Annotated in this window: 26 protein-coding genes; 12 read left to right on the top strand and 14 right to left on the bottom strand. The window is 70.0% G+C overall.

Annotated features, from left to right (window positions below):
* Positions 1-34: 34 nt before the first annotated feature.
* Entirely contained in the window at positions 35-1711 is a 1677-nt protein-coding gene (locus ACFYWM_RS42610) for a protein kinase (protein ID WP_389926939.1), read from the bottom strand.
* Between the two features lie 512 nt (positions 1712-2223).
* Positions 2224-2433: a hypothetical protein gene (locus ACFYWM_RS42605; protein ID WP_389926936.1), complete on the bottom strand. Its 210-nt coding sequence runs from the start codon at positions 2431-2433 to the stop codon at positions 2224-2226.
* Here ACFYWM_RS42605 and ACFYWM_RS42600 point away from each other — a divergent pair.
* Complete coding sequence (locus ACFYWM_RS42600; protein WP_389926933.1) at positions 2432-2830, top strand: thioesterase family protein; 399 nt, start codon at positions 2432-2434, stop codon at positions 2828-2830. The genes ACFYWM_RS42605 and ACFYWM_RS42600 overlap by 2 nt on opposite strands.
* On the opposite strand, the gene ACFYWM_RS42595 is transcribed toward ACFYWM_RS42600, so the two are convergent.
* The 6 genes from ACFYWM_RS42595 to ACFYWM_RS42570 all read right to left on the bottom strand — a co-directional run bounded on the left by ACFYWM_RS42595 (position 2820) and on the right by ACFYWM_RS42570 (position 8122).
* The gene (locus ACFYWM_RS42595; RefSeq protein ID WP_389926930.1) at positions 2820-3032 is read right to left on the bottom strand and encodes a biotin/lipoyl-binding carrier protein; all 213 of its coding nucleotides are present in this window, start codon (positions 3030-3032) and stop codon (positions 2820-2822) included. The two genes, ACFYWM_RS42600 and ACFYWM_RS42595, sit on opposite strands and share 11 nt — an antisense overlap.
* A 206-nt stretch (positions 3033-3238) precedes the next feature.
* On the bottom strand, positions 3239-4519 hold the full coding sequence (locus ACFYWM_RS42590; RefSeq protein WP_389926927.1) for an HD-GYP domain-containing protein: 1281 nt from the start codon (positions 4517-4519) through the stop codon (positions 3239-3241).
* Positions 4516-5871, bottom strand: a complete 1356-nt coding sequence (locus ACFYWM_RS42585; protein WP_389926924.1) for an HD-GYP domain-containing protein — start codon at positions 5869-5871, stop codon at positions 4516-4518. The genes ACFYWM_RS42590 and ACFYWM_RS42585 overlap by 4 nt, the downstream gene beginning before the upstream one ends.
* Before the next feature lie 207 nt (positions 5872-6078).
* A complete protein-coding gene (locus tag ACFYWM_RS42580) occupies positions 6079-7023 on the bottom strand; it encodes an NAD-dependent epimerase/dehydratase family protein (protein WP_389926921.1) in 945 nt (314 codons plus the stop codon).
* 51 nt (positions 7024-7074) lie between these two features.
* The gene (gene rsrA / locus ACFYWM_RS42575; protein WP_389926918.1) at positions 7075-7341 is read right to left on the bottom strand and encodes a mycothiol system anti-sigma-R factor; all 267 of its coding nucleotides are present in this window, start codon (positions 7339-7341) and stop codon (positions 7075-7077) included.
* A gap of 58 nt (positions 7342-7399) precedes the next feature.
* A complete protein-coding gene (locus ACFYWM_RS42570; protein WP_389926915.1) occupies positions 7400-8122 on the bottom strand; it encodes a sigma-70 family RNA polymerase sigma factor in 723 nt (240 codons plus the stop codon).
* Positions 8123-8293: 171 nt separating this feature from the next.
* Between ACFYWM_RS42570 and ACFYWM_RS42565 the strand changes: the two genes are divergently transcribed.
* Positions 8294-9034 carry a class I SAM-dependent methyltransferase gene (locus ACFYWM_RS42565; protein WP_389926912.1) on the top strand — a complete coding sequence of 247 codons (741 nt, stop codon included), beginning with the start codon at positions 8294-8296 and terminating at the stop codon, positions 9032-9034.
* Between the two features lie 19 nt (positions 9035-9053).
* Here the strand turns inward: ACFYWM_RS42565 and ACFYWM_RS42560 are convergent, their stop codons facing one another.
* Positions 9054-9392 (bottom strand): TraR/DksA family transcriptional regulator, encoded by a 339-nt coding sequence (locus ACFYWM_RS42560; RefSeq protein ID WP_389926909.1) that lies wholly within the window; start codon positions 9390-9392, stop codon positions 9054-9056.
* A 236-nt stretch (positions 9393-9628) separates the two neighbouring features.
* Positions 9629-10363, bottom strand: a complete 735-nt coding sequence (locus ACFYWM_RS42555) for an SOS response-associated peptidase (RefSeq protein ID WP_389926906.1) — start codon at positions 10361-10363, stop codon at positions 9629-9631.
* 236 nt (positions 10364-10599) lie between these two features.
* Between ACFYWM_RS42555 and aroA the strand changes: the two genes are divergently transcribed.
* Both aroA and rsgA read left to right on the top strand, forming a co-directional pair.
* The gene (gene aroA / locus ACFYWM_RS42550; protein ID WP_389926903.1) at positions 10600-11877 is read left to right on the top strand and encodes a 3-phosphoshikimate 1-carboxyvinyltransferase; all 1278 of its coding nucleotides are present in this window, start codon (positions 10600-10602) and stop codon (positions 11875-11877) included.
* Positions 11878-11944: 67 nt separating this feature from the next.
* Positions 11945-13003: a ribosome small subunit-dependent GTPase A gene (gene rsgA / locus ACFYWM_RS42545; RefSeq protein ID WP_389926979.1), complete on the top strand. Its 1059-nt coding sequence runs from the start codon at positions 11945-11947 to the stop codon at positions 13001-13003.
* 166 nt (positions 13004-13169) lie between these two features.
* Here the strand turns inward: rsgA and ACFYWM_RS42540 are convergent, their stop codons facing one another.
* Complete coding sequence (locus tag ACFYWM_RS42540) at positions 13170-13613, bottom strand: DUF4442 domain-containing protein (RefSeq protein WP_389926901.1); 444 nt, start codon at positions 13611-13613, stop codon at positions 13170-13172.
* Between the two features lie 139 nt (positions 13614-13752).
* On the opposite strand from ACFYWM_RS42540, the gene hisN reads away from it, so the two are divergent.
* From hisN to ACFYWM_RS42510, 6 genes are all read left to right on the top strand, one after another.
* Positions 13753-14556, top strand: coding sequence for a histidinol-phosphatase (gene hisN, locus ACFYWM_RS42535; protein WP_389926898.1), 804 nt, complete (start codon positions 13753-13755; stop codon positions 14554-14556).
* A gap of 558 nt (positions 14557-15114) precedes the next feature.
* On the top strand, positions 15115-16125 hold the full coding sequence (locus ACFYWM_RS42530; protein ID WP_389926895.1) for a PstS family phosphate ABC transporter substrate-binding protein: 1011 nt from the start codon (positions 15115-15117) through the stop codon (positions 16123-16125).
* Positions 16125-17066 carry a phosphate ABC transporter permease subunit PstC gene (pstC, locus tag ACFYWM_RS42525; RefSeq protein WP_389926892.1) on the top strand — a complete coding sequence of 314 codons (942 nt, stop codon included), beginning with the start codon at positions 16125-16127 and terminating at the stop codon, positions 17064-17066. Before ACFYWM_RS42530 ends, pstC begins: the two co-directional genes overlap by 1 nt.
* Positions 17066-17956, top strand: coding sequence for a phosphate ABC transporter permease PstA (pstA, locus tag ACFYWM_RS42520; protein ID WP_389926889.1), 891 nt, complete (start codon positions 17066-17068; stop codon positions 17954-17956). Before pstC ends, pstA begins: the two co-directional genes overlap by 1 nt.
* Before the next feature lie 29 nt (positions 17957-17985).
* Positions 17986-18813 (top strand): phosphate ABC transporter ATP-binding protein PstB, encoded by an 828-nt coding sequence (pstB, locus tag ACFYWM_RS42515; RefSeq protein WP_389926886.1) that lies wholly within the window; start codon positions 17986-17988, stop codon positions 18811-18813.
* A gap of 18 nt (positions 18814-18831) precedes the next feature.
* Entirely contained in the window at positions 18832-19551 is a 720-nt protein-coding gene (locus ACFYWM_RS42510) for a response regulator transcription factor (RefSeq protein ID WP_389926883.1), read from the top strand.
* A gap of 282 nt (positions 19552-19833) precedes the next feature.
* Here ACFYWM_RS42510 and ACFYWM_RS42505 read toward each other — a convergent pair whose 3' ends face one another.
* Both ACFYWM_RS42505 and ACFYWM_RS42500 read right to left on the bottom strand, forming a co-directional pair.
* Positions 19834-20862, bottom strand: coding sequence for a serine hydrolase (locus tag ACFYWM_RS42505; protein ID WP_389926880.1), 1029 nt, complete (start codon positions 20860-20862; stop codon positions 19834-19836).
* Positions 20863-20998: 136 nt separating this feature from the next.
* Positions 20999-21886, bottom strand: a complete 888-nt coding sequence (locus ACFYWM_RS42500; RefSeq protein ID WP_389926877.1) for a phenylalanine 4-monooxygenase — start codon at positions 21884-21886, stop codon at positions 20999-21001.
* A 131-nt stretch (positions 21887-22017) separates the two neighbouring features.
* On the opposite strand from ACFYWM_RS42500, the gene ACFYWM_RS42495 reads away from it, so the two are divergent.
* On the top strand, positions 22018-22485 hold the full coding sequence (locus ACFYWM_RS42495) for an Lrp/AsnC family transcriptional regulator (protein WP_389926874.1): 468 nt from the start codon (positions 22018-22020) through the stop codon (positions 22483-22485).
* Between the two features lie 16 nt (positions 22486-22501).
* Here the strand turns inward: ACFYWM_RS42495 and ACFYWM_RS42490 are convergent, their stop codons facing one another.
* A complete protein-coding gene (locus tag ACFYWM_RS42490; protein WP_389926871.1) occupies positions 22502-23110 on the bottom strand; it encodes a TetR/AcrR family transcriptional regulator in 609 nt (202 codons plus the stop codon).
* Positions 23111-23281: 171 nt separating this feature from the next.
* On the opposite strand from ACFYWM_RS42490, the gene ACFYWM_RS42485 reads away from it, so the two are divergent.
* Positions 23282-23719, top strand: a complete 438-nt coding sequence (locus ACFYWM_RS42485) for a nuclear transport factor 2 family protein (RefSeq protein ID WP_389926868.1) — start codon at positions 23282-23284, stop codon at positions 23717-23719.
* The last annotated feature ends 119 nt before the right edge of the window (positions 23720-23838 follow it).

Below are 23838 nucleotides of genomic sequence, written 5' to 3'. Positions count from 1 at the left end.
CCGCGGCGCGAGCCCGTCGTCACATCTGGCGAGGCTAGGGCTTGCCGGTCGCCGTCGGCGTCCCGGAGGGCGTCGGCGGGCAGTCGGCGATGGCGGCGATGATCTCCACCGGCTTGGACGGGTCCCACATCGTGCCCCCGCCCGGGCGCGACTCGACCACCTCGGTGCAGTGCTCCGGCTTGACGTCGGCGCTGTAGGAGAGCGTCACCTTGAAACCCGCCTGCTTGAGCGCCGCGCTCGCCGCCTCCGGCTTGAAGCCGATGGTGTTCGGGACGCTCTTCTTCGGCTTGGGCGTCGGGGTCGGTGTCGGGGTGGGGGTCGGTTTCGGCGTCTTCGTGGCCGCCGTCGGGGTGGGGGTCGGCTTCGGCGTCCTCGTGGCCGCCGTCGGGGTGGGCCGGTCGTTCGGCTCTCCGCGCGTCACCGACGGCCTGGGCGACGGCCTGTTGGTCTTTCTTCCCGGCGGCTTCGTCGTCTTGTCCTCGGCGGGTGTGGCCACAGGTGGCTTCATGGGGCCGGCGCCCGAGGCCTCCTGGGAGGCCGCCATGCTGTTGATCGCCACCGCGACGAGGCCCGCGCACATCACGGCCGCGACCGCCGACACCGCGACCAGCCCGCTCTTGCGCCGCGGCTTCTGCGCGGCGCGGCGGCGGCCCTGCGCGCCCGCCTCGACGGCTCCGGCTCCCATCGTCGGCGCGGTGGAGTGCTGCGATCCCTGCCAACTGCCGGTCGGCTGCTGCTGCGCCCCCTGCCAGTTCCCCGTCGGCGCCTGGGCACCCTGCCAGTTGCCGGTGGGAGCCTGCGCCCCCTGCCAGCCCGTCTGCGGCACGGCCGCTCCCTGGCCCTGCCAGCCGGCCTGCCCTTGCGGGCCTCCCTGGGGGGCCTGGGCCTGCCAGCCGGTCTCCGGCGGCGCGGCGCGCTGCGCGGACGACAGCGTGTCGTCGCCCCCCGTGCCGAACGCGGCCTGCTTCGCGGCGGAGCTCATCGCCGCGGCGCTGGGGAAGCGCCGGGCCGGATCCTTGGCGAGGGAGCGCTCCACAAGCGCGCGAACCGCGGGCGGGACGTCCGGCGGCAGCGGCGGAGGCGCCTCGCGGATGTGCTTGAGCGCGATGGTGACGGGTGTGTCACCGTCGAACGGGCGCTGCCCGGCCAGGCACTCGTACGCCACCACGCCCAGCGCGTAGATGTCCACCGCGGGCGTGACGGGCGCGCCCTCGGCCTGCTCGGGCGCGCAGTAGGCGGCGGTGCCGAGCACCATGCCCGCGTCCGTGAGCCGGCTCGCGGTGTCTGACCTGGCGATGCCGAAGTCGGTGAGCACGAGCGTGCCGTCCGAGCGCACCAGCAGGTTGCCCGGCTTGATGTCCCGGTGGACGATGCCCTGGTCGTGGACCGCCTGCAGTGCCGAGGCCGCCTGGGCGATGAGGTCCATCGCGGCCCCTGGAGCGATCCTTCGCAGCCGCCCGAGCAGGCGGTCGAGCGGCTCGCCGTCGACGAACTTCATCACCAGGTATGCCGTCGCCCCCGCGCCGGGCACCTCGTGAACCCCGTAGTCGTAGACGTCGACGACCCCGGGATGGTTGATCGTCGCCATCGCCCGGGCCTCGCCCTGGAAGCGAACCAGGAAGCCCGGATCGTCCGTACGGCCCGGGAGCAGCACCTTTACGGCGACAGTGCGGGCCAGGACGATGTCCTCGCCCTTCCACACCTCGCCCATACCGCCGGCGCCGATGCGGGTGCTTAGGCGATACCGCCCCGCCAGCGTCGTGCCTTGGGCCACCATGACTCCCCCGTAACCCTCTCCACTCCTACCTCAGAGCTCTCCAACAAAGCGGATCCTCGTCGCGGCACCGTCACAGCGCTGTAACGAAACCCTGCATGCCGTATGGCTCACAAACGAGACGCGTGCCGTAGCATCGCACAAAACCTGACACTTATGGGCGTACTTATGCACCTTGCAGGCCCTCGCGTCCAGGGACACTCGGGAGTCCCTCAGGAAACAGCCAGCCCGGGTGTCACGGCGTCACCCCGCGATGTTCGCGGCAAACTCCGTAAAACCCTACAAGGGTAGGCAAAGAACACCCAAGCCGGGGTGAAACCGGCCGATACCGGCCCCCCGTGGTGTTGCGCCCGGCTGGTCAGCCGCTCGCCGTACCTTGCCCGGCGGTCAGCCGCTCGCCGTATCCCGCTCGGCTGTGTCAGCCGCTCGCCGTATCCCGCTCAGCTGTGTCAGCCGCTCGTCGTGCCGTGCTCGGCGCAGCGCGCGGACCAGCCGCCGGGGGTCACCTGCACCACCATCCGGCGACGGCAGCGAGAGCAGTAACGGGGCGGCTCCATCGCACGGGCCGCCAGGCACGCGGCGTGGTCGGCCTCGCCCTCCGGGCGTCCGCAGTGGTCGCAGTACGGGGTCACGGGACCAGACCCTATGCTGGCGCGCATGACGCTCGCTCCCGGTCCGCAGGCACGGCTTCTCATCATGGTGGAAAGGGAGGACACCGCGACGAAGATCGGCAGCGGTGACGTCCCGGTGCTGGCCACGCCCCGCCTGCTGGCCCTGGCCGAACAGGCGACCGTCCAGGCGATCGCGGACGCCCTCGCACCGGGCCAGACCTCCGTGGGCACCCGGGTCTCCCTGGAGCACCTGGAGGCCAGCCCGGTCGGCACGCACGTCGAGATCACCGTCGAACTCACCGAGGTCGACGGGCGCCGCCTGGTCTTCGGCTTCACCGCCCGCGACCGGAAGGCCGTCGTCGCCTCGGGGACGATCGAACGCGTGGTCGTCGACCGCGAGCGCTTCCTCGCGCGTCTCGCCCGCGACGGCGAAACTACTCGATGACGGCGATCAGGTCACCCTCCTGGATGACGTCGCCCTCGGTGACCTGCAGCTTGGAGACCACACCGCGGTCCTCGGCGAGGACCGGGATCTCCATCTTCATCGACTCGAGGATGACCAGGGTGTCGCCGTCCTCGACGGGGTCACCCTCGGCCACGAGGATCTTCCAGACGTTCGCCACCATCTCGGCGCGGATCTCAGCCACCGGAAACTCCCATCCTTCGACGTTCCTCAACTGTGCCAGACAGAGCTGATCATGTCCGCATGCGAGCCACCAGTCCCGTGTCGTAGTTCCCGCTGACGAACTCCGGCCGCTCCAGCGGCTCGGCGCGGAAGGGAACCCCGCCACGGCCTCACGGGCATGCTCCAGCGCCTCGCGCCTCGTCTTCGCGAACACACACAGCTTGAGGTCTAAAGACGGTTGATCGGGGCCAGCCTGTCGATCACCCGGGCCATCGCCTCGACGACCGTCGGGTCGTACTCCCGCCCCACGCCGAGCCTGAGCCGCTCCAGGGCGGCACCCGCCCGGTCTCGGTCGCTGGAACCGCCAACGAGATCGTCATAGGCGTTGGCCGCCTTGATGATGCGGCTCGCCATCGGCGGCAGCTCCGCGCAGGTGTCGCACTGGCGGCGGACGATCTCGGCCACCCGGTCCAGCACCCCGGTCTGCCTGATCACCTCCGCGCCCAGCTCGGCGATGCGCCGCGCCTGCTCGGGGTCGGTGAGGACCGTGGCGCCGCCGGGAATGGGATCGCGCAACGACAGCTGGCCGATGTCGTGCATGAGCGCGGCGTACTCGAGCTCCAGCAGCTCGGGCTCCGCCGTGCCGAGCTCCCGCCCGACCGCCACCGACAGGCGGCTCACCCGGCGGGAGTGGCCCGGCTCGACGTACCCGCCGACCTCGGTGACCCGCGCGAGCGCCCGTACGGTCTGCAGGTAGGTGGCCCTGATCCCGGCGTACTTGCGGAAGGCGACCTGGGTGACCAGCAGCGGCGCGGCGAAGACCAGCAGCGCGGTCATGCCCATGCTGTGCGAGGCGAGTGCGAGCAGGATGCCCGAGGCGGCGACGGCGGCCCCCAGCGGCGCGGCCATCCACAGCTCGTCGTGGACGGCCACCCTGAGGGCGGCCCGCACCTGCTCGGCCCGGATCGCGGCGGCCAGCAGCACGTCGACGACCACGGTGAGCAGGATGAACAGGGCCATCACGCCGAGCGCGGGCCACCAGCCGCTCTCCCCCTCCCTGGCCAGGTCGAACAGCGGCCCGGCCAGCGGCCGGTAGGCCAGCGCGAGCAGGGCACCGGTGAAGAGCCTGCGCGCCATCCCGTCCAGCTGGGGCGGGCGGCCCACCGCGAGGTGCGGCAGCGCCCCCGCCACCATGCCGACCGCCAGCACCGCGACGACCTGCAGCGCCGAGTGCTCCGCGGGGACGCCGCCCATGTCCAGCAGGAGCGTGTAGCCGAGCGCGGCCGCCGCGCCGATCGGCGCCACCTCCCTGTTGCCGGGCATGGTGAGCCTGGCCAGCTCCCCGATCGCGATCAGCGCGCCGAAGGCGACGGCGATCTGGGGGTCGAGCAGGCCAGTCGCGGCCGTGTGGGCCACCCCGGCCACCGCCAGGAGCCCCGCCGCGCAGATCAGCAGGAGCTGGCCCGAGTCGAGCGTCTGGAAAACCCGGTTGGCACCGGAGCCGTTCATCGCTCGGACACCACCTGGATGGGCACGGTCGGGTCGTCGTGGTCCTTCGCGGTGGTCTCCGACACGTCGGCCGGGGGCGTGACGACCGTGCGCGGCGGCTCCCAGCCGTCACGGTCGACGGCCTTGACGAACGCGACCACCATCACCGGGTCGAACTGGGTGCCGGCGCCCTTGCGCAGCTCGGCCATCGCCACCTCCTGCGAGCGGGCGATGCGGTAGGAGCGGTCGGAGGTCATCGAGTCGAAGGCGTCGGCCACCGCGATGATCCTGGCGAACTCCGGGATCTCGTCGCCGGCCAGCCCCATCGGGTAACCCTTGCCGTCCTGCCGCTCGTGGTGGTGCATGATCCCGGCGAACGCCTCGTCCAGGAAGTCGATGCCCCGCACGATCTCCAGCCCGCGCATCGGGTGGAGCTGGATGGCCGCGAGCTCCTCCTCGCTGAGCGGGCCGTCCTTCTGCAGCACCTTGGTCGGCACGCCCAGCTTGCCCACGTCGTGGAGCATCCCGGCGTAGCGGATCGCGCGCAGCCGCTCGGGCCCCATGCCGATCTCCTCGGCGATCATGCCCGCTGCCAGGGAGACGCGGGTGCAGTGACCGCGCGTGTAGTAGTCCTTGGTCTCCACGGCCTGGCAGAGCGCGGCGATCGTCGCGTCGTAGGAGCGCTGCTGCGCGAGGTACTGGCCGAAGGCCCAGCGGGCCACGAAGAGCGGGAGCAGCACGAGCACCGCGGAGATCGAGCTGACCGTGGCCCACAGCCCGGCGATCAGCAGGCCGAAGGTGGCGTAGCCGAAGTAGGAGACCATGAACTGCGCCACGCCCCGCAGCGGCACCTGGTCGGCCTGGCCGGTGAGCTTCAGCACGATCGCGATCAGGACGAAGTTGAGGGGCACGAAGACGGCCGCCGCGCCCGCGAACGGCACGATGATGTCGTCGAACCCGGCGATGGTCGGCACCCCGGACCGGCCGCCGAGCCACACGTAGACCCGGCCCGCGACGTAACCGCAGATGGCGAACTGGGCGCTGTTGAACAGCCGCTTCACCAGCGGCAGGCCGGGCCGCACGCTGAACATGGCCGTCATGCCGACCAGCGCCGCCCCCTCGGGGCCGAGCAGCACCACCGCGGCGAGCACGGCGGAGAAGCTGACCGACACCGCCGCCTGCCGGACGTGCAGCAGGGTGGGCACCGACTCGCACACCAGGAACAGCAGGGCCAGCACCATGAGGTTGGACCAGTCGAGCGGATCCAGCCGGCCGTCCTCGGCCACGTTGTATCCGAGCAGCGCGAACGCGGCTCCGATGACCAGGATCAAATAGACCTTGGCAAACCACGGCAGTCCACGCAAAGCGGCCACCCTAGTGTTCCTTCAGGGGCGCGTGCTCAGGTCCAGGAAATCCCAGGAAAGACCGGGGTGACCGTTTCCTTTAACATGCGCTGCCTCCACGTCGATTTCGCACCCAGGTTATCGAAGCGAACCTGCTCAGGAGAGCGAGACGGCCAATCGCAAGCAAAGCGTAATCAAGCAATCACCGGCCGCCATCGACGGCCGGTGACCGCGGCGTCACAGGCTCGCGAGCCTCGTCCTCGCCCAGTCGAGGGTGCTCTTCAGCCCGGCGGCCAGGTCCGTCTGAGGACGCCAGCCGAGCCCTTCGAGCGCGGGGGCCGGGTCGACGGCCATCGCGGGGAGGTCGCCCAGCCGGGTGGGAGCCGTGCCGGGCTCGTCAGGGACGCCCGCCGCCTCCGCGACCAGGGAGTGCAGCCTCCGGTCGGTGGTCTGGACGCCGGTGCCCAGGTTGAACCGGCCGCCGCCGCCCTCGGTGCCGCAGGCGCGGGCGAAGCCGTCCACCACGTCGTCGACGAAGATGTAGTCGCGGGTCTGGTCGCCTTCGCCGTACACCACCGTGGGGGTGCCGTTGAGCAGCGCGTCGGTGAAGATGGCGACCACCCCCGCCTCGCCGTCGGGCGACTGGCGCGGGCCGTAGACGTTGGAGAGCACCAGGGTGGTGTAGTCGATGCCGTGCAGCGCCTTGAACGTGGCCAGGTAGGTCTCCGCGCTCAGCTTGGAGGCCGCGTACGGGGAGCGCGGGTCGGTCGCCGCGCCGCCGGGGACCGGGATGACCGCCGGCCTGCCGTACACCGCGACCGAGGAGGCGAAGACGACCTTGCGGGTGCCTCCGTGGTGGGCGGCCTGCAGGACCGACGCGGTGCCCTCGACGTTGAGCCGGGCGTCGTGGACCGGGTCGGCCACGCTCTTGCGCACGCTGATCTGCGCGGCGAGGTGGCAGACGACCTCGGGCCGCCACTCGGCGGCCAGGCCGATCAGGGCCGGGTCACGGATGTCCATCACGTGCAGGGCGAACAGGGGGCTCTCCGCGGCGCGGGTCAGGTTGTCGCGGTCGCCCCCCGACAGGTCGTCCACCACCGCGACCTCGTGTCCGTCGGCCAGCAGCCGGTCGACGAGGGTGGATCCGATGAATCCCGCCCCGCCGGTTACGAGTATGCGCATGGTGAACCCCCGTCGTCGTATGGCCAAGGCCGTACGAGAGATCCTAGGAGGTCAGTGGGCCAGCTCGGAGCGGACCTGGTCGATACGGCTGAGCACCTTGGCCCGCAGGTCGGCCGAGACCTGGTCACAGCCGCAGTGCTTGGCCACGAGCTGCTTGACGACCTGTTCCAGGCCGTACTCCTCCAGGCAGGGGTGACACTCGTCCAGGTGCTCGCGGATGTCGGCGCAGTCGCCCTCGTCGAGCTCGCCGTCCAGGTAGGTGTAGACCTTGTCCAGAACCTCGCGACAGTCGGTGTCGTGGTGGTTGCCGCAGCTCATGCGATCACCCAGCCCCAGGAGCCCGCGCCGGCGGGCTCGTCGTTCCTGTCTCGCTCGCTCACTTCGCACCTTCCGCGGGAACCAGGCCACGCTCGCGGGCGTAGTCCTCGAGTTGGGTCCGCAGCTGGCGACGGCCACGGTGCAGCCGCGACATCACGGTCCCGATGGGGGTCCCCATGATGTCGGCGATCTCCTTGTACGGGAAGCCCTCGACGTCGGCGAGATAGACCGCGATGCGGAACTCCTCGGGAAGCGCAGCCAGCGCCCGCTTCACGTCGGTGTCGGGAAGGTGCTCGAGCGCCTCGATCTCCGCCGACTTCAGCCCGGCCGAGGTGTGGGACTCGGCCCTGGCCAGCTGCCAGTCCTCGATCTCCTCGGCGCCCGACTGCTTGGGCTCCCGCTGCTTCTTGCGGTAACTGTTGATGAAAGTGTTCGTCAGGATCCGGTAAAGCCACGCCTTGAGGTTCGTGCCTTGCTGGAACTGATGGAAGGACGCGAAGGCCTTCGCGAAGGTCTCCTGAAGAAGGTCCTCGGCGTCCGCGGGGTTCCGGGTCATCCGAAGCGCGGCGGAGTAGAGCTGGTCGAGATAGGGCATGACATCCCGCTCGAACCGTGTGCTCCGCTGCTCCAGAGTCTCCTCGTCTGTCGCAGGGACCTGACCCACCCCCTTAAGATCGCCGGAGTCCTGCTGACGCGGGACACCGTACTGAGCGGAGAATACCCGCTCATCAGGGAGAGGCCGATCACCGGGGCGGGTGACGGGTTCGATCAAGGCGAGCATCTGCTTGCCAACCTCCGAAAGGATCGTGCGTTGTCCGCTTGCAACACGCCCGCACCGCCATCTGTTCCCGCAAGATAGAAGGTGACGAACGACCCGGTACGGGGAAAAAGAAGGTACGTACCGGTAGGTAGTCGAACCACCACCGGATCCTCCCGACGCCAGGAGCTGCTTGTGCTGCCCATCCCGGCCGAAGAGCTGAACGGCTCAGGTGCGCTCGGGCCGTACTGGACCTTTTACCACGCGGTCGTGGCCGAGCAACTGAGCCGATGGCTGCCGGAAACCCCGTCCACCGTCCTCGACATGTCCTGCGGCGACGGCCGCTGGGCCGTCCAGGCGGCGAAGGCCGGACACCGGGTGGTCGAGGTGGTCGACTTCCGCAGGCCCGCGACCGGCCGGCCGCTGCACGACATCTCCAGGGTCAGCCAGGTGCGCGCCGACGACCTGCGCTTCCTTCCCGACTGCAGCGTGGACGCCGTGCTCGCCGAGGAGCGCGCGATGTCGGTGGAGCTCATGGCCGAGTCCGCGATCGGTGACGTCGCCCGGGTCCTGCGTCCCGGCGGCCAGGCGCTGGTCTGCGTCGACTCCCTGGTGCTGGGGATGGCGATCCTCGCCGAGCAGAACTACTGGGCCCATCTGCGCCAGACCGGCGAGGTCATGCTCGTGCCCTGGCCCGACGGCAGCATCACCCGCTGCTTCAGCAGCGCCCAGCTCCGCGAGCTGCTCACCGACGCCGGGCTGGAGGTCGAGTGGATACGCCCCCGCACGGTGCTGTCGCCCTCGACGGTCGACCACGTGCTCGCCTCCGACTCCCGGGCGCTCGCCTGGCTGGTCAACACGGAGCTGGACACCCACCCGGACGACGACGACACGGTGGGCATCCACCTGGTGGCCAGCGCCCGGCGCCCCGGCTGATCACCCATGCCCGGCACACTCAGCGCCTGCGCTCGCGCCTGGACTGGCACGGCACGCAGCGGGCCGCCTCGGGCCGCGCCTCCAGCCTGCTCTCGGGGACCGGCGCGCCGCAGTCGGCGCAGAGGCCGTACTCCCCCTCGTCCATCCGCCTGAGCGCCTCCAGCACCGAGTGGCGGTGCCGGGTGGCCACCTCCAGCAGGGCACGGTTGCGATCGGAGTCGGTCAGGTCGGAGCCGCCGTCGGCGGGCGACCGATCCCGTTCCCGTACTGCGGGGGAGTCCCCGCGGAGCACTCCGATGGACCGGTCGAGTTCGGCGAGCATGCTCTTCAGGCGCTCGCGCGCGGTCGCGACATCCACGAATCCGCACCTCCGGGAAGCCGGGGCGGCCTGTGAAGAAGATCCCCGACTCTCCCGTCAGGCGCAAAAAAAGGGGGCTCTGTGACGGCGGGGCCTCGCGACCTCGTCACCGTGGCCGGTACGCCACTCCGATCACGAAGCACCGCTTTCCTCACCGGATGCCCACTTGACGGAAGTTTTACACCGAATTACCCACCGCTTTAGGAAAAGCGCCCGATCCTCAGGAGCCCCGGCCCCTACGGCTCCAGCGGCTCGACGAGCTCCGGGCTGTTGTTCCGCACCGAGTTGACGGCGGTGGAGACCGGATGGATCTCCAGCCCCGTGGAGCCCGCCGGGATCAGGAACCCCTTCGCGTCGGGCGTCCCGGGGTCGAGCCACTCGCCCCAGCGGTCGCGCTCGATCAGCATCGGCATCCGGTCGTGGACTATGCCCGCCTCGTCCACGGCGTCGGTCGTGATGATCGTGCAGGTCACCAGCCAGGAGAGCGGGTCGTCGTCGTCGCGGCCCCGGTCGCGCCAGAACTCGTACAGTCCCGCCATGGCCATCACGCCGCCGTCGGCGGGGCGGACGAAGTAGGGCTGCTTCTTCGGCTTGCCCTTGGCGTCCTTCTCGTCCAGCACGGCCCACTCGTAGTAGCCGTCGGCCGGGATCAGGCACCTGCGCTCGGCGAACGCCTTGCGGTAGGCGGGCTTCTCGGCCACCGTCTCCACCCGCGCGTTGATCATCTTCGAGCCGATGGACGGGTCCTTCGCCCAGGCCGGGACCAGCCCCCAGCGGACCACGCGGAGCTGCCTGACCGGCCCTCCGTCCGGCTCGGACTTCGGCACCCGGCTCATCACCGCGTACACCGGTTTGGTGGGGGCGATGTTGTAGTCGGGCCTGAGCTCGTCGTCGGCCGCCCCGTCGAGCTCGACCTGGAACTCCTCCAGCAACTCCTGCTTGCCTCGCGCAGACGCGTATCTTCCGCACATATCTCCACTTTCCCACGCCACGACACACCGGGGAGTCTCCGACCCCATTTCCGATCTTGCCCCGCACCGCCGCCTGTGCCGCCGGGCGTCGCGGTGACGACGCTTTTACCCGGCTCACCCGGATCCTCACCTCATCGGTCACGCGAACCCCTCCGTACCCGGACGCGAACGGACGCGAACGGGCACCGACGAGCACGGACGGGCGGCGTGGTGCGGGCACCGGTAGGCTTTTGACCATGTCCGCTCCGCTGTGGCCCGCGCCGACCGCGACCGAACCCGTCCGCGCGACCGTCCCCCTGCCCGGGTCGAAGTCCGTGACCAACCGCGCGCTGCTGCTCGCCGCGCTGGCCGAGGGACCCGGCACGGTACGCCTGGCGCTGCGCAGCCGCGACGCCGACCTGATGGCGGACGCGCTGCGGGCGCTGGGCACGACGATGGTCCCCTCCAACGAGAGCGCCTCAAGCGTCGACTGGGCGATCACGCCCGGTCCCGTCACCGGCGGGGCCCGCGTCGACGTGGGGCTGGCGGGCACGGTCATGCGCTTCGTGCCGCCGATGGCGGCGCTGGCCGACGGCGAGGTCTTCTTCGACGGCGACCCGCACGCCCGCAAGCGCCCGATGGGCCCGATCCTGGGCGCGCTGCGCGCCCTCGGCGCCGAGGTGACGGGTGACGCCCTGCCGTTCACGGTACGAGGGCCGCTGACCGGAGGCGAGGTCAGGCTCGACGCGTCCGGCTCGTCGCAGTTCCTCTCCGGCCTGCTGCTGACGGCGGCGCGCTTCGAGAAGGGCGTGACGGTGCGCCACGAGGGCCCGCCGATCCCCTCGCAGCCGCACATCCTGATGACCGTCCAGATGCTCCGCGAGTTCGGCGTCGCGGTGGACGACTCCGAGCCCGACGTCTGGCGGGTCGAGCCCGGCCCCATCGGGGCGAGGGACTTCACGGTGGAGCCCGACCTGTCCAACGCGGCGCCCTTCCTGTGCGCCGCCATGGTGACCGGCGGCACGGTCACCGTCCCCGACTGGCCCGAGCGGACGACCCAGCCGGGCGACCAGCTCCGCACCCTGCTGACCGGCATGGGCGCCTCGGTGCGGCACACGCCCGAAGGGCTGGAGGTCACCGGCACCGGGCGGATCAACGGCATCGAGGCCGACCTGCGCGACGTGGCCGAGCTGACCCCGACGATCGCCGCGCTGGCCGCCCTCGCGAGCACGCCCAGCAGGATCGGCGGCGTCGCCCACATCCGCGGGCACGAGACCGACCGGCTGGCCGCCCTGGTCGCCGAGATCAACGGCCTCGGCGGCGACGCGAACGAGACCGAGGACGGCCTGGAGATCAGGCCCCGCCCGCTCACCGGCGGGGTGTTCCACTCCTACGCCGACCACCGGATGGCCACAGCCGGAGCGGTGATCGGGCTGGCCGTGCCCGGCGTCGAGGTGGAGGACATCGCCACCACGGGTAAGACCCTCCCCGAGTTCGCCTCCATGTGGGCGGGCATGCTGCGTGGCGCGCGGTGAGGGGCGACCGGTCGGCAGGCACCGCGGCCCTTCTCGGGGGCACACCGGGCCGGACAAGGCGGAGAAACTGAGAAAGCGCGAGTACGACGAGGACGACGTCAGGATCAGGCCCGGAAAGGGGTCTCGGCCCCGGACCAGGATCCGCCCTGCCCACGAGGACGCGATCCCGGCGTTCGTGGTCGCCGTCGACCGCGGGCGCTACACGTGCCTGGTCGAGTCGGCGGGCGAGAAGGGCCGCCGCCGCAAGAAGGACCAGGCGGAGGGCGCCGCGATGAGCGGCCGGGTCGTGGTCGCCATGAAGGCGCGCGAGCTGGGCCGCAAGGGCATCGTGGTCGGCGACCGGGTGGCCCTGGTGGGCGACGTCTCCGGCATGGCCGACACGCTGGCCCGCGTCGTGCGGGTGGAGCCCCGCACCTCCATGCTCCGCCGCTCCGCGGACGACACCGACAACACCGACGGCATCGAGCGTCCCGTGGTCGCCAACGCCGACCAGCTCGTCATCGTGACGGCCCTGGCTGACCCGCCGCCCCGGCCCCGCATGATCGACCGGATGCTCGTCGCGGCCTTCGACGCCGACATCGACCCGATGCTCTGCCTCACCAAGTCCGACCTCGCCTCGCCCGACGAGCTGGTCTCGCTGTACGACCCCCTCGGGGTGCCGTACGTGGTGGTCCAGAAGGGTGGCGGCCTGGAAGAGGTGCGAGAGCGCCTGAAGGGCCGGATCAGCGTGCTCGTCGGCCACTCGGGGGTGGGCAAGTCGACGCTGGTCAACGCCCTGGTGCCGGACGCCAACCGGGCCGTCTCCCACGTGAACGCGGTGACCGGCCGGGGTCGTCACACCTCCACGTCGGCCGTCGCCCTGGAACTGCCGGAGGGCGGCTGGATCATCGACACCCCCGGGGTGCGCAGCTTCGGGCTGGCCCACGTGTCGGTGGAGACGGTCCTGGCGGGCTTCCCCGACCTGATCGAGGGCACCGTCCAGTGCCCGAAGGGCTGCACCCACCTGTCCGAGGAGTGCGCCCTGGACGCCTGGGTGGCGGCCGGACAGGCCGACCCGGCCCGGCTGGCCTCCCTGCGCCGCCTGCTCGCCAGCCGCGAGGGCGCCTCCGACGACGATCAGCCGTAGGGGCGCACCGGAAGCGAGACGCACCGGCACCGGCACCGACGCCGGCGTCACCAGGTCGTCATCGCCGCCGTCACGCCATCGCCGCCATCGTCGCCGCGAGTGAGGCGGCGGCGGTTCGAAGCGGTGTCAGCCGGGGTCAGCCGGGGGCAGCAGGGGTCAGCCGGGGTCAGCGGTTCGGCCGGAAGGCCCAGGCGATGGTCATCTCGGACACGAGGGTGCCGTCGGCCGTCCTGATCTCGACGGCGACGTCGAACTCGGGACGCTCACCCGCGTCCAGCGTGGCCACGACCTCCTCGCGGGACGCCTGAAGCCGGGCCTCCGCGACGACCTCGCCCTTCGCGAGCTTCAGGTAGCGGATCGTCGCGCTCTTGGCCAGCGGGGTGGCCCGTGACAGCTGGTCGCCGAAGGTGGAGAGCATGGCGGCACCGGAGGCCGTCTCCGCCACGCTGAAGAGGGCTCCGGCGTGCGGACCTCCCACGTGGTTGTGCAGCTCGGCCCGGTCGGCCATCCGGGCGACGGCGAGGCCCGGCTCCACCTTGTCGAACGAGATGCCCAGCGTCCTGGCGAACGGGACGCTCTGCAGCATGAAGTCACCCACGTCGAAGGTCATACCGGAATGCTACTCGCCAGTAACACCGATGCCAACGGATGTTTCACGCGGTGTCCGAGCCTGGTAGGACGCAACACGATTGTTCCGCTTACTCCCTGATCTCCGCCATTGGGCCGCCAACACGATAGCGTTGGCCCCCGTGACGGGTTACAACGACGATCTTCGCCTCGCGCACGTCATGGCCGACGCCGCCGACGATCTGACCATGCGCAGGTTCAAGGCCATGGACCTGCGGGTGGAGACCAAACCCGACCTCACACCGGTGAGCGACGCCGACCAGGCCGCCGAGGAGGCGATCCGCGGCGCCCTCGGCCGGGCCCGGCCACGTGACGCCGTCATCGGCGAGGAGTTCGGCGCGAGCGGCCACGGCGACCGATCGTGGATCATCGACCCCATCGACGGCACCAAGAACTACGTGCGCGGAGTGCCCGTCTGGGCCACGCTCATCGCCCTGATGGACCAGGGACGCGTCGTCGTGGGCCTGGTCTCCGCCCCCGCCCTCGGCCGCCGCTGGTGGGCCGCCCGCGACAGCGGCGCCTGGACCGGCAAGAGCCTCACCAAGGCCACGCGGTGCCAGGTCTCCTCCGTCACCAAGATCGAGGACGCCTCGTTCTCCTACTCCAGCATCGGCGGCTGGGAGGAGGCCGGGCGGCTCGACGCGTTCCTCGACCTGAACCGCTCCGTCTGGCGCAGCCGCGCCTACGGCGACTTCTGGTCGCACATGCTGGTCGCCGAGGGCGCGGCCGACGTCTCGGCGGAACCCGAGCTCTCCCCCTGGGACATCGCGGCGCTGACCGTGATCGTCGAGGAGGCGGGCGGCATCTGGACCGACCTGTCGGGTGTTCCCGACGTCGACGGCGGCAGCCTGCTGTGCAGCAACGGCGCCCTGCACGGCGAGGTCCTCAAACGCCTCGGCGGCGGACCGCTGACCCTCCCCGCCTGACGACGACCCGCCACCCGCTCGGCCCGGCCCGGGAAACGCCCGCCTGAGAGCCGCCCCTCCCGGGAACCGCGGCCTCCCAGGAACCGCGGCCTCCCAGGAGCCGTCCCCCTCCCGAGGGCCCCGCACCGCTCAACGCCCCGCCCCAGCTTGAAGACCTGAGGGATCGCCCGGGACGTCGTGTCCGCACACGGCTCCGCTCCGGGAAGCGCCGGAGCGCCGCACCGGCGGATCGTGCCGGGGATCCGGCCCGTTACCCTCCGCCGGATGTCGGGAAGATGAACACATCGGCAAGTCCGCGAGGACGCGGCCGGAGACGGGAACGTTCCGATCCGAGGGCTCCCGCGTCGAGCCCCGCCCACACCTGGGAATCTTCGACGCCCCGCTCAGCGGGCGCGCCGGACCGTAAACCGGCCTCAAAATCCCGCCAAAGTTCCGGTATTCACATCCGCGGGCCTACCTCTTCCGGCCCCGGTCATGGCTCGTTTCACTTCCGTTCACTTTGCCCCACTTTCATCGAAGACATCGAGAACGGATCTCACTACGGAGAAGGAACATACCGTGACCAGTGGACAGCGCCGCCTCAGCGCGGTGGCGACGGCCGCGCTCGTCGTATCGCTCGCGGCCGCTTGTGGTGGCGACGCCAAGCCCAACAGTGACGGCAGCACCCCCGCCGCCTCCTCCGCCTCCTCCGCCGACAGCGGTGCCGGCGCGGCCCTGAGCGGCGAGATCAAGATCGACGGTTCCAGCACCGTGGCCCCCCTCACCCAGGCCGCCTCCGAGCTCTTCGGCGAGGAGCAGCCGCAGGTCAAGGTTCCGGTCGGCACCTCGGGCACCGGCGGCGGCTTCGAGAAGTTCTGCGCCGGCGAGACGGACATCTCGAACGCCTCCCGTGCGATCAAGGACGAGGAGAAGGCGGCCTGCGACGCCAAGGGCATCAAGTTCACCGAGCTCACGGTGGCCGTCGACGCGCTGACCGTCGTGGTTCCCAAGGAGAACGACTGGGCCACCTGCCTCACCACCGACCAGCTCAAGAAGATGTGGGAGCCGGCGGCCGAGGGCAAGGTCAGGACCTGGAAGGACGTCGACGCCAAGTTCCCGGCCGAGGAGCTCAAGCTCTACGGCCCCGGCACCGACTCCGGCACCTTCGACTACTTCACCGACGAGATCAACGGTGAGGAGGGCGCCAGCCGCAAGGACTACAGCCCGAGCGAGAACGACAACGACATCGTCACCGGTGTCGAGGGCGCCAAGGGCGGCCTGGGCTACTTCGGCTTCACCTACTTCGAGGAGAACGCCGAGAAGCTGAAGGCTCTGGAGATCGACTCCGGCAGCGGCTGCGTGGCCCCGAGCGTCGAGGCGGCCCAGGCCGGCAAGTACACCCCGCTCGCCCGCCCGCTGTTCGTCTACCCCTCCACCGCCGCGGTGAAGCGGCCCGAGGTCGCGGCCTTCCTCGACTACTACGCGGCCAACATCAACGCGATCGCCAAGGACGCGAAGTTCATCCCGCTCAACCCCGAGCAGGAGGCCAAGCTCAAGGCTGACATCACCACGCTGAAGAGCGCCGGCTGATGTCGGCTCAGCACCGCACGACCGTTCCAGGGGCCCCGGGGTCCCTGGCGCGGTCGCGCCCGCGTTACGGCGAGTTCGTCATCAAGGCCGTCCTCCTGGCCGCGGCGATGGTGTCGGTGGCGACCACGATCGGCATCGTCATCGCGCTCCTCGAACCGACCGTCGAGTTCTTCGCCGCGGTGAGCATCGGGGAGTTCTTCGGCTCCACCAGCTGGGGACCGCTGTTCAACCCGCCGGCGTTCGGTGTGTGGCCGCTCATCGTCGCCACCCTGGAGATCACCCTCATCGCCATCGTGGTCGCCGTGCCGCTCGGCCTGGCCGCCGCGATCTACCTGTCGGAGTACGCCTCCGCCAGGACCCGCAAGATCTTCAAGCCGGTGCTGGAGGTCCTCGCGGGCGTCCCCACCGTCGTCTTCGGCTTCTTCGCCCTCACCTTCGTCACCCCGCTGCTGAGGGACGTCTTCCCCTTCCTGGACCTGGACGGCAAGAACGCGCTCGCCGCCGGTCTCCTGGTCGGCGTGATGATCATCCCGATCGTCGCGTCGCTGTCGGAGGACTCGATGGCCGCGGTGCCCAACGGCCTTCGCGAGGGCTCCTACGCCCTCGGCGCCTCCAAGATGCTCACCTCGGTGCGCGTCGTCGTCCCCGCCGCGTTCTCCGGCATCGTCGCCGCCATCATCCTGGCGGTCTCCCGGGCCGCGGGCGAGACGATGATCGTCGCGATCGCGGGCGGCTTCAAGTCCGTCTTCACGCTCTACCCGGGCAACGAGATGGCCACGATGGCGGCCTTCATCGCCCAGGCCGGCTCCGGCGACGCCTCGGTCGGCTCGATCGCCTACAAGACCATCTTCGCGGTGGGTTCCCTGCTCTTCGTGATCACCTTCGCGATGAACTACCTCAGCGCCCGCATGGTCCAGAAGTATCGCGAGGTCTACGACTGATGGCCATCCTCTCCACCCCCCGCTCGGCCGTACAGCTGGCCGGCAAGGGACGCCCTCTCAAGGAACACCTCTTCCGCATCGCGCTGCTGGCCAGCCTCGCGATCGCCCTCCTGTTCCTGGCCATGCTGCTGGTCTACGTCGTCGAGGAGGGGTGGCCCCGGCTCAACTCGATGTTGTGGGAGAACCAGCCCTCGATCCGCCGCCCGGAAACGTCCGGCATCCAGTCGGGCATCTTCGGCACCCTGTGGATCATCGGCCTGACCGCGATCATGGCCCTGCCCACCGGTATCCTCGCGGCGATCTACCTCGAGGAATACGCCGACAGGACCAAGTGGTACAACAAGCTGATCGAGCTGAACATCTCCAACCTGGCGGCCGTTCCCTCGATCGTCTACGGCATCCTCGGCCTGGGCATCATCGCCCGCTGGATGCAGTTCGGCTTCACCGTCATGACCGGCGCGGTCACCATCTCGCTGCTCGTGCTGCCCATCGTGATCATCTCCGCCCGCGAGGCCATCCGCGCGGTGCCGCCGTCGATCCGCGAGGGCTCGCTGGCACTGGGCGCGACCCAGTGGCAGACCATCTACCGCCAGGTGCTCCCGGCGTCGATCCCCGGCATCGCGACGGGCTCGATCCTGGCCCTCTCGCGGGCGATCGGTGAGGCCGCCCCGTTCCTCATGCTCGGCGCCGCGACGCTGGTCCGGTTCAACCCCGAGGGTGTCTGGAGCAGCTTCACCGTCCTGCCGCTGCAGATCTACAGCTTCATCAGCCGCCCCCAGGAGGAGTTCGCCATCCTCGCCGCCGCGGCGATCGTGATCCTGCTGGCGATCCTGCTCCTGATGAACTCCGTCGCCATCTGGCTCCGTAACCGCTATCAGAAGCGCTGGTGAGGTAAGAAATGTCCGAGATTGGAATTTCCGTGCCGAACGTGAACGTGCGCGGCCCCGAAGTCCCCCGCACCATCGAAGCCCTCGACCCGGTCTTCACCGTCTCCAACCTCAGCGTCTTCTACGGCGACTACGAGGCGGTACGCGGGGTCAACCTGACCATCGGCAACCGCGAGATCACGGCCATGATCGGTCCGTCCGGCTGCGGCAAGAGCACCGTGCTCCGCTGCTTCAACCGGATGAACGACCTGATCCCCGGCGCCCGCGCGGCCGGCGAGATCCTGTACCACGACGAGAACCTCTACGGCGACCACGTGGACCCGATCGAGGTCCGCCGCCGCATCGGCATGGTCTTCCAGAAGCCGAACCCCTTCCCCAAGTCGATCTACGACAACATCGCCTACGGTCCCCGGGTCAACGGGGTCAAGGGCAAGATGGACGAGATCGTCGAGGAGGCGCTGACCAAGGCGGCGCTCTGGGACGAGGTCAAGGACAAGATCAAGCAGAACGCGCTCTCCCTGTCCGGCGGACAGCAGCAGCGCCTGTGCATCGCGCGGGCGATCGCGGTGAAGCCCGACGTCATCCTGATGGACGAGCCCTGCTCGGCCCTGGACCCGATCGCGACCACCAAGATCGAAGACCTGATGCAGGAGCTGACGCGCGACTACACGATCGTCATCGTCACCCACAACATGCAGCAGGCCGCCCGCGTCTCGGACCGCACGGCCTTCTTCACCGCCGAGGTGGACGAGGCCGGCGTGCGGCACGGCCGCCTGGTGGAGTTCGACGAGACCAGCCGCATCTTCACCAACCCCAGCGACAAGCGGACCGAGGATTACATCACCGGCCGCTTCGGCTAACCCAATTGGAGGATCCGGGTGATCCAGCCGCAGACGGCACCAGAGGTGGACGGGGACACACGGACGGCGCCCATGCTGCTGGTGGCCGATCCGGAGACGGCCATGGTCCATGACCTGGCCGCTGTCCTGGAACGCGAGGGAGTACAGGTCATGGGCGTCGTCGACGGCGCCCAAGCCCTGTTGCAGGCCGGGGCGCTGCGCCCCGACGTCGTTCTCGTCAGCGCCTCGCTGCCGGTCATAGGGGCGGTGGAGTTCGTCCGCGCGGTACGGCTGACGCGGGCGATCCCCGTCCTGCTGGGCGTGGGCGAGGGTCACGCCCAGCAGGCCGTCGAGGCACTGACGGCCGGAGCCACCGCGTGCGTGGCCCGGCCGTACCGGGTTCCCGAGCTGCTGCCGCTGATCCACGCCGCGTTCACCGGCGAGGCGGGGGCACGCAGGGCACTCGTGGTCGGCACGGTTGAGCTCGACGTCAACGCGTACCAGGTGAGGGTCGGCGGCAGGGTGGTCCACCTGCCGCTGCGCGAGTTCGAGCTGCTGCACTACCTGATGCGCAACGCGCACCGCACGGTGACGCGGGAGCAGATCATGCGGCATGTCTGGAACTCCACCGACACGACCTCGACCAACACCATCGCGGTACACGTCAAGCGTCTCCGCGCTCGCCTGGGCGACAACGACGACCAGCTGATCCAGACCGTGCGGGGGGTGGGCTACCGGCTGGTCGACAGGACGGCGTGACGCCCGGTCCCGGCAAGCGCACCCGGGGAACGCGCTTCCAACAGGCGGACCCCCGAGGAACGCGGTTCCAAAGGGCTCACTTCCGAGGAACGCGAATCCGACTAGGTGCGGTTCCGGCGGACGTACTCCTAGAGGGCAGACTCCCGATAAGCGCGGTTCCGATGGACGTACTCCCGGAGGGCACGCTCCCGATGGGCGCGGTTCCGAATAGACGCGAGCCCGCGGGCCCGGTGCGCGACCGTGGGCGAGAGCCCGCGAGCCCGCCGCCCCGCGGAGGACCGCTCAGTTCGCGACCGCGCCGCAGCCGTGCCCGCCCCTGAAGGCGTTCATGAGACGCTCGGTCACGCCCTCGATCCTGGCGATGCCGCTCTCCATGCTCGGACTGTCCTCGGTGAGGACGGCCACCGCGTAGTCGTGCCCGTGTCCGCGGATCAGCCCGGCGCTGGCGACCGCCCAGCGCCCGTTCGCCATGTGCCGCAGCCAGCCGTTCTTCAGCGCCACCTGGTCGTTCTCGCACGCCCCCGCGCTGATTCCCCACTTCTGCTCGGGAGCGACCCTCGCCATCAGCCGCAGCGCCATGCGGCGTTCCGGGAGGGCCAGCGGGCTCTCACCGGTGGCCAGCGCCTTGACCAGCCGGATCTGGTCCTCGACCGTGGTCTGCACGAAGCTCCAGCAGTACAGCTCCACGCACCGCCTGCCGGGAGTGTAGGTGCTCGTGAGGCCGAACCTGCGGTTCGCGCTGGCCAGGCCGGGCCTCAGCCCGATCCGCTCGTACAGCCGGCCGGCCGCCTCGTTGTCGCTGAAGCGGATCATGTTCTTCGCGTCGGACCTGGCCCGCTCGCCGAGCTCGCGCCACCGCGTCCCGAGCAGCAGTGCCGTCAGGATGCTCACCTTCGAGGTGTTGGCCGACGGCAGCTGCAGGGTGTGGTGGTAGCTGTAGTGCCGGCCGGTGCCCAGGTCGTGCACCGAGGCGGCGGTCCGGCCCCCGTACCCCGCGAGAAACACGTCGAGGGTGTGCCCGAGCTCCTTGGCGGGGATCTTCGGGGAACCCGCGGCCCGCGCCCGTCCGGGTGCCCGGGGTGCCCCGGCGCCGGGGAAGACAGGCGCCGGGACCACCGCCAGGAACGGCGCGGGAGGCGGCGTACCGGATGTCGGTACGGCCGGTGCCGCCTGCCGCGCGGGAGACGGTGTCGGCATGCTCACGGATATCGGCATGCTCACCGGTGTCAGGCCCTGGCACGTGCTGCAGGCGGTGGCCTGCGCGGTGACCAGCAGGACGGCGGCCATGGCCACCCGGTTCCTTGCTCCCATCGTCCACCCCAACCGTCTCCCCATTACGTGACGATCGGGATATATCCCACAACACGTAACAATAAGACGATGAAGCGAAATCCAGCCTGAAACAGGGCGTGCGCTATAAAACCTCTCGTCGAACCGATGCCCGGTCTTAGCGAACGCCCGCGATTAGCCGGGCGATGCCCTCGTCATCGCAGGTCGCCCAGAAGTCCCCGACGGTGTCCTCAAGGTGCTCCAGCGACTCCGCCCGGAACAGCACATCCTGATATTTCGTGATGTCGTAGTGCGTGGTCCCCATGGAGGCGATGTCCAGCGGACGGATGTCCATCCCCCGGAACTCCTCGATCTCCCCGTACGAGGACAGGATGCCCGCCCCGTACGCCCGCAGCTCACCCTGGTCCGTCATCACGCCGAACTCCATCGTGAACCAGAAGATCTTCGAGACGAACTCCAGCGCCTCCTTGCCCTCGACCCGCCGGGCCGCCTCCCCCGCCAGGCGGTAGAGGCGTGAGTAGCGGTCGGAGGCCAGCGCGTTGGCGTGGCCGATCACCTCGTGGATCACGTCGGGCTCCGGCGTGTACAGCGGCGTTGAGTGGTGCCGGATGTACTGCGTGGAGTGGAAGAGCCCGTCCGCCAGGACACCGTAGAACTCCCTGAGCGGCACCAGCCCCGCGGCCGGGACGTAGCGGAACCCTGTCAGCGGCTCCAGCAGCTCGCCGACCTCCTGCAGCTGCGGGATGCGCTCGGCGGGCAGCCCGAGCCGCTCGGTCGCGCGCAGATACTCGGCGGTCGCGTACTTGCGGTGCTTGAGGCCGAGCTCCCGGCTGACCAGGGCCCACACCTCGTGCTCCTGGTCGGTGTACTCGGCCGTCGGGATCGGCGTACCGGGCACGTACCCCACCGCGAGCGCGGCGATCGCGTTGCGGCGTGCGCGGTAGACCGGGTCGGCGAAACCGGGGTGGCCGGCGCCGAGCTCGACCTCGATCGAGCCGTCATCTCGCGTCGCCACCGGTGCGAAGTACTGTGCTTCCTCGAACATAAATGAAATGACAGCAATATCCGGAAACGTTGGCAAGAGCAGCCAGTTCAGCTGGGCGATCCGCACAGAAACGTACCGTGATACCTCGTCTATGCTGGTCGAATCGCCCAATCTGACGGGATCCTGAGGAGATGTCGATCGACGAGCTGGACGGCCGCCTCCTGGTCACCATGCGCGCCAACCCGCGCATCGGCCTGACCGAGCTGGCCCGCCTGCTCGGCGTGGCCCGGGGCACCGTGCAGGCCCGCGTCGAGAAGCTGATCGCCCGCGGCGTCATCGCCGACTTCGGCCCCACCGTGACCCCCGAAGGCGCCGGATACCCGATCCTCGCGTTCGTCTCCCTGCAGATCGCCCAGGGCCGCCTGGACGAGGCCGTGCAGGCCCTGGAGTCCCTTCCCGAGATCCTGGAGGTGTACGGCACCAGCGGCCAGGCTGACCTGCTCTGCCGCGTGGTGGCTCGCAGCACCCCCGACCTCCAGGAGATCATCGCTCGCATCCTGGCCTCCCCCGCCGTCCAGCGGACGGACACCACGATCGCCCTCTCCATCCAGGTCCCCTACCGGATCGAACCCCTGCTCCGCGCCGCCTCCCGCACCTGAGGGGTTGCGGGTCCGGTCAGCGGCCCCCAGTAGCCCGGAGACCGGCGAAGACGATCGCCAGCGTGCGACGCCGCAGGTCGTCGTCCCAGCCCGCGTGGAGCGCCCCCTGGCAGACGCCGGTGAGCAGGGCGATCACCTCGTCGAGACGGACCTCCTCGCGGACCGTACCGGCCTCCTGCGAGCGAGCGAGGAGAGTCTCGATCCCCTCGCGCAACATCCGCACCGAACTCGCGACCTGGAGATCGACACCCGTCTCGGCCAGGAGACCGACGACGGTCCTCTTCCGCGCCGCCTGCTCGACCATGCGGTCGATGAAGGTGAACAACGCCTCCCCGGGAGCGTCGTCGGCCGCGAGCTCGGCCATCTCCCCGTCCAGCCTGCCCAGCAGGCCCTTCATGATGGCCTGCAGCAGGGCCTGCTTGGTCGGGAAGTGCTTGAAGACCGTGCCGATGGCGACCCCCGCGCGGGCGGCGACCTCCTCGGTCGACGCCGAGGGACCTTTCTCCGCGAAGACGGCCTCCGCCACGGCGAGGATGCGCTCCCGATTGCGCTGGGCGTCCGCGCGCAGCGGCTTGGCGTTCCCAGGACCACCCGTCCCGCCCGGCACATGATTCGTAGGGGTCATCAGTCGTCCCTCGTCCTTCCGTATCACGGTCCCCGCCCTGCCCACCAAGCGCGGCGTCTCCACAGTCTCCACAGTCTTCGCATGAGGCGGCGTTGACAAAGTGAGTCTCGACTCACGATCATAAAGGTGAGCTTCCACTCATCTTAGTGACCGCCACGAAAGGGATCCACCATGCCCGAATCCACCGTCACCCCCGGCCCTCGCGAGGTCTTCGAGCGCGTGCGGCGGCACTGGCTCGAGAACCTCGGCGGTTTCGGAGGCGAACTGGCCGAGGATGTCGTCATCGAGGTTCCCTTCGCCCCACCGGGCAGGGCCAGCAGGTACGAGGGGAAGGAGGCGTTCCTGCTCTTCGCCGACCCCGAACAGGCCGCCTTCGCCCAGCGGTTCGCCCTGGACGAGGCCCGCGACGTGGTCGTCCACGAGACCACCGACCCAGAGGTCATCGTCGTCGAGTACGAGCTCGCGGGAAGGGTCCTCGCCACCGGCCGCCAGGCCTCCTCCCGCTTCATCGGGGTCCTCAGGGTTCGGGACGGGAAGATCGTCAACTGGCGGGAATACCAGAACACCCTGGCCATGATCGAGATCATGGGGCAGCCGGATCGAACCTGACGAACGCCTCTGAACCGCTGCCGGCAGAGGCCTCTCCGCAACGCGAAAAGGGCCCGTGAAAGCACGAAGGCCCCCACCAACGGTGAGGGCCCTACGTGAAACGATTGTCCGGCGGTGAC

The organism is Streptosporangium sp. NPDC002721, from assembly GCF_042888905.1.
GTDB lineage: Bacteria > Actinomycetota > Actinomycetes > Streptosporangiales > Streptosporangiaceae > Streptosporangium.
This window is presented reverse-complemented; position numbering and strand designations above follow the sequence as displayed.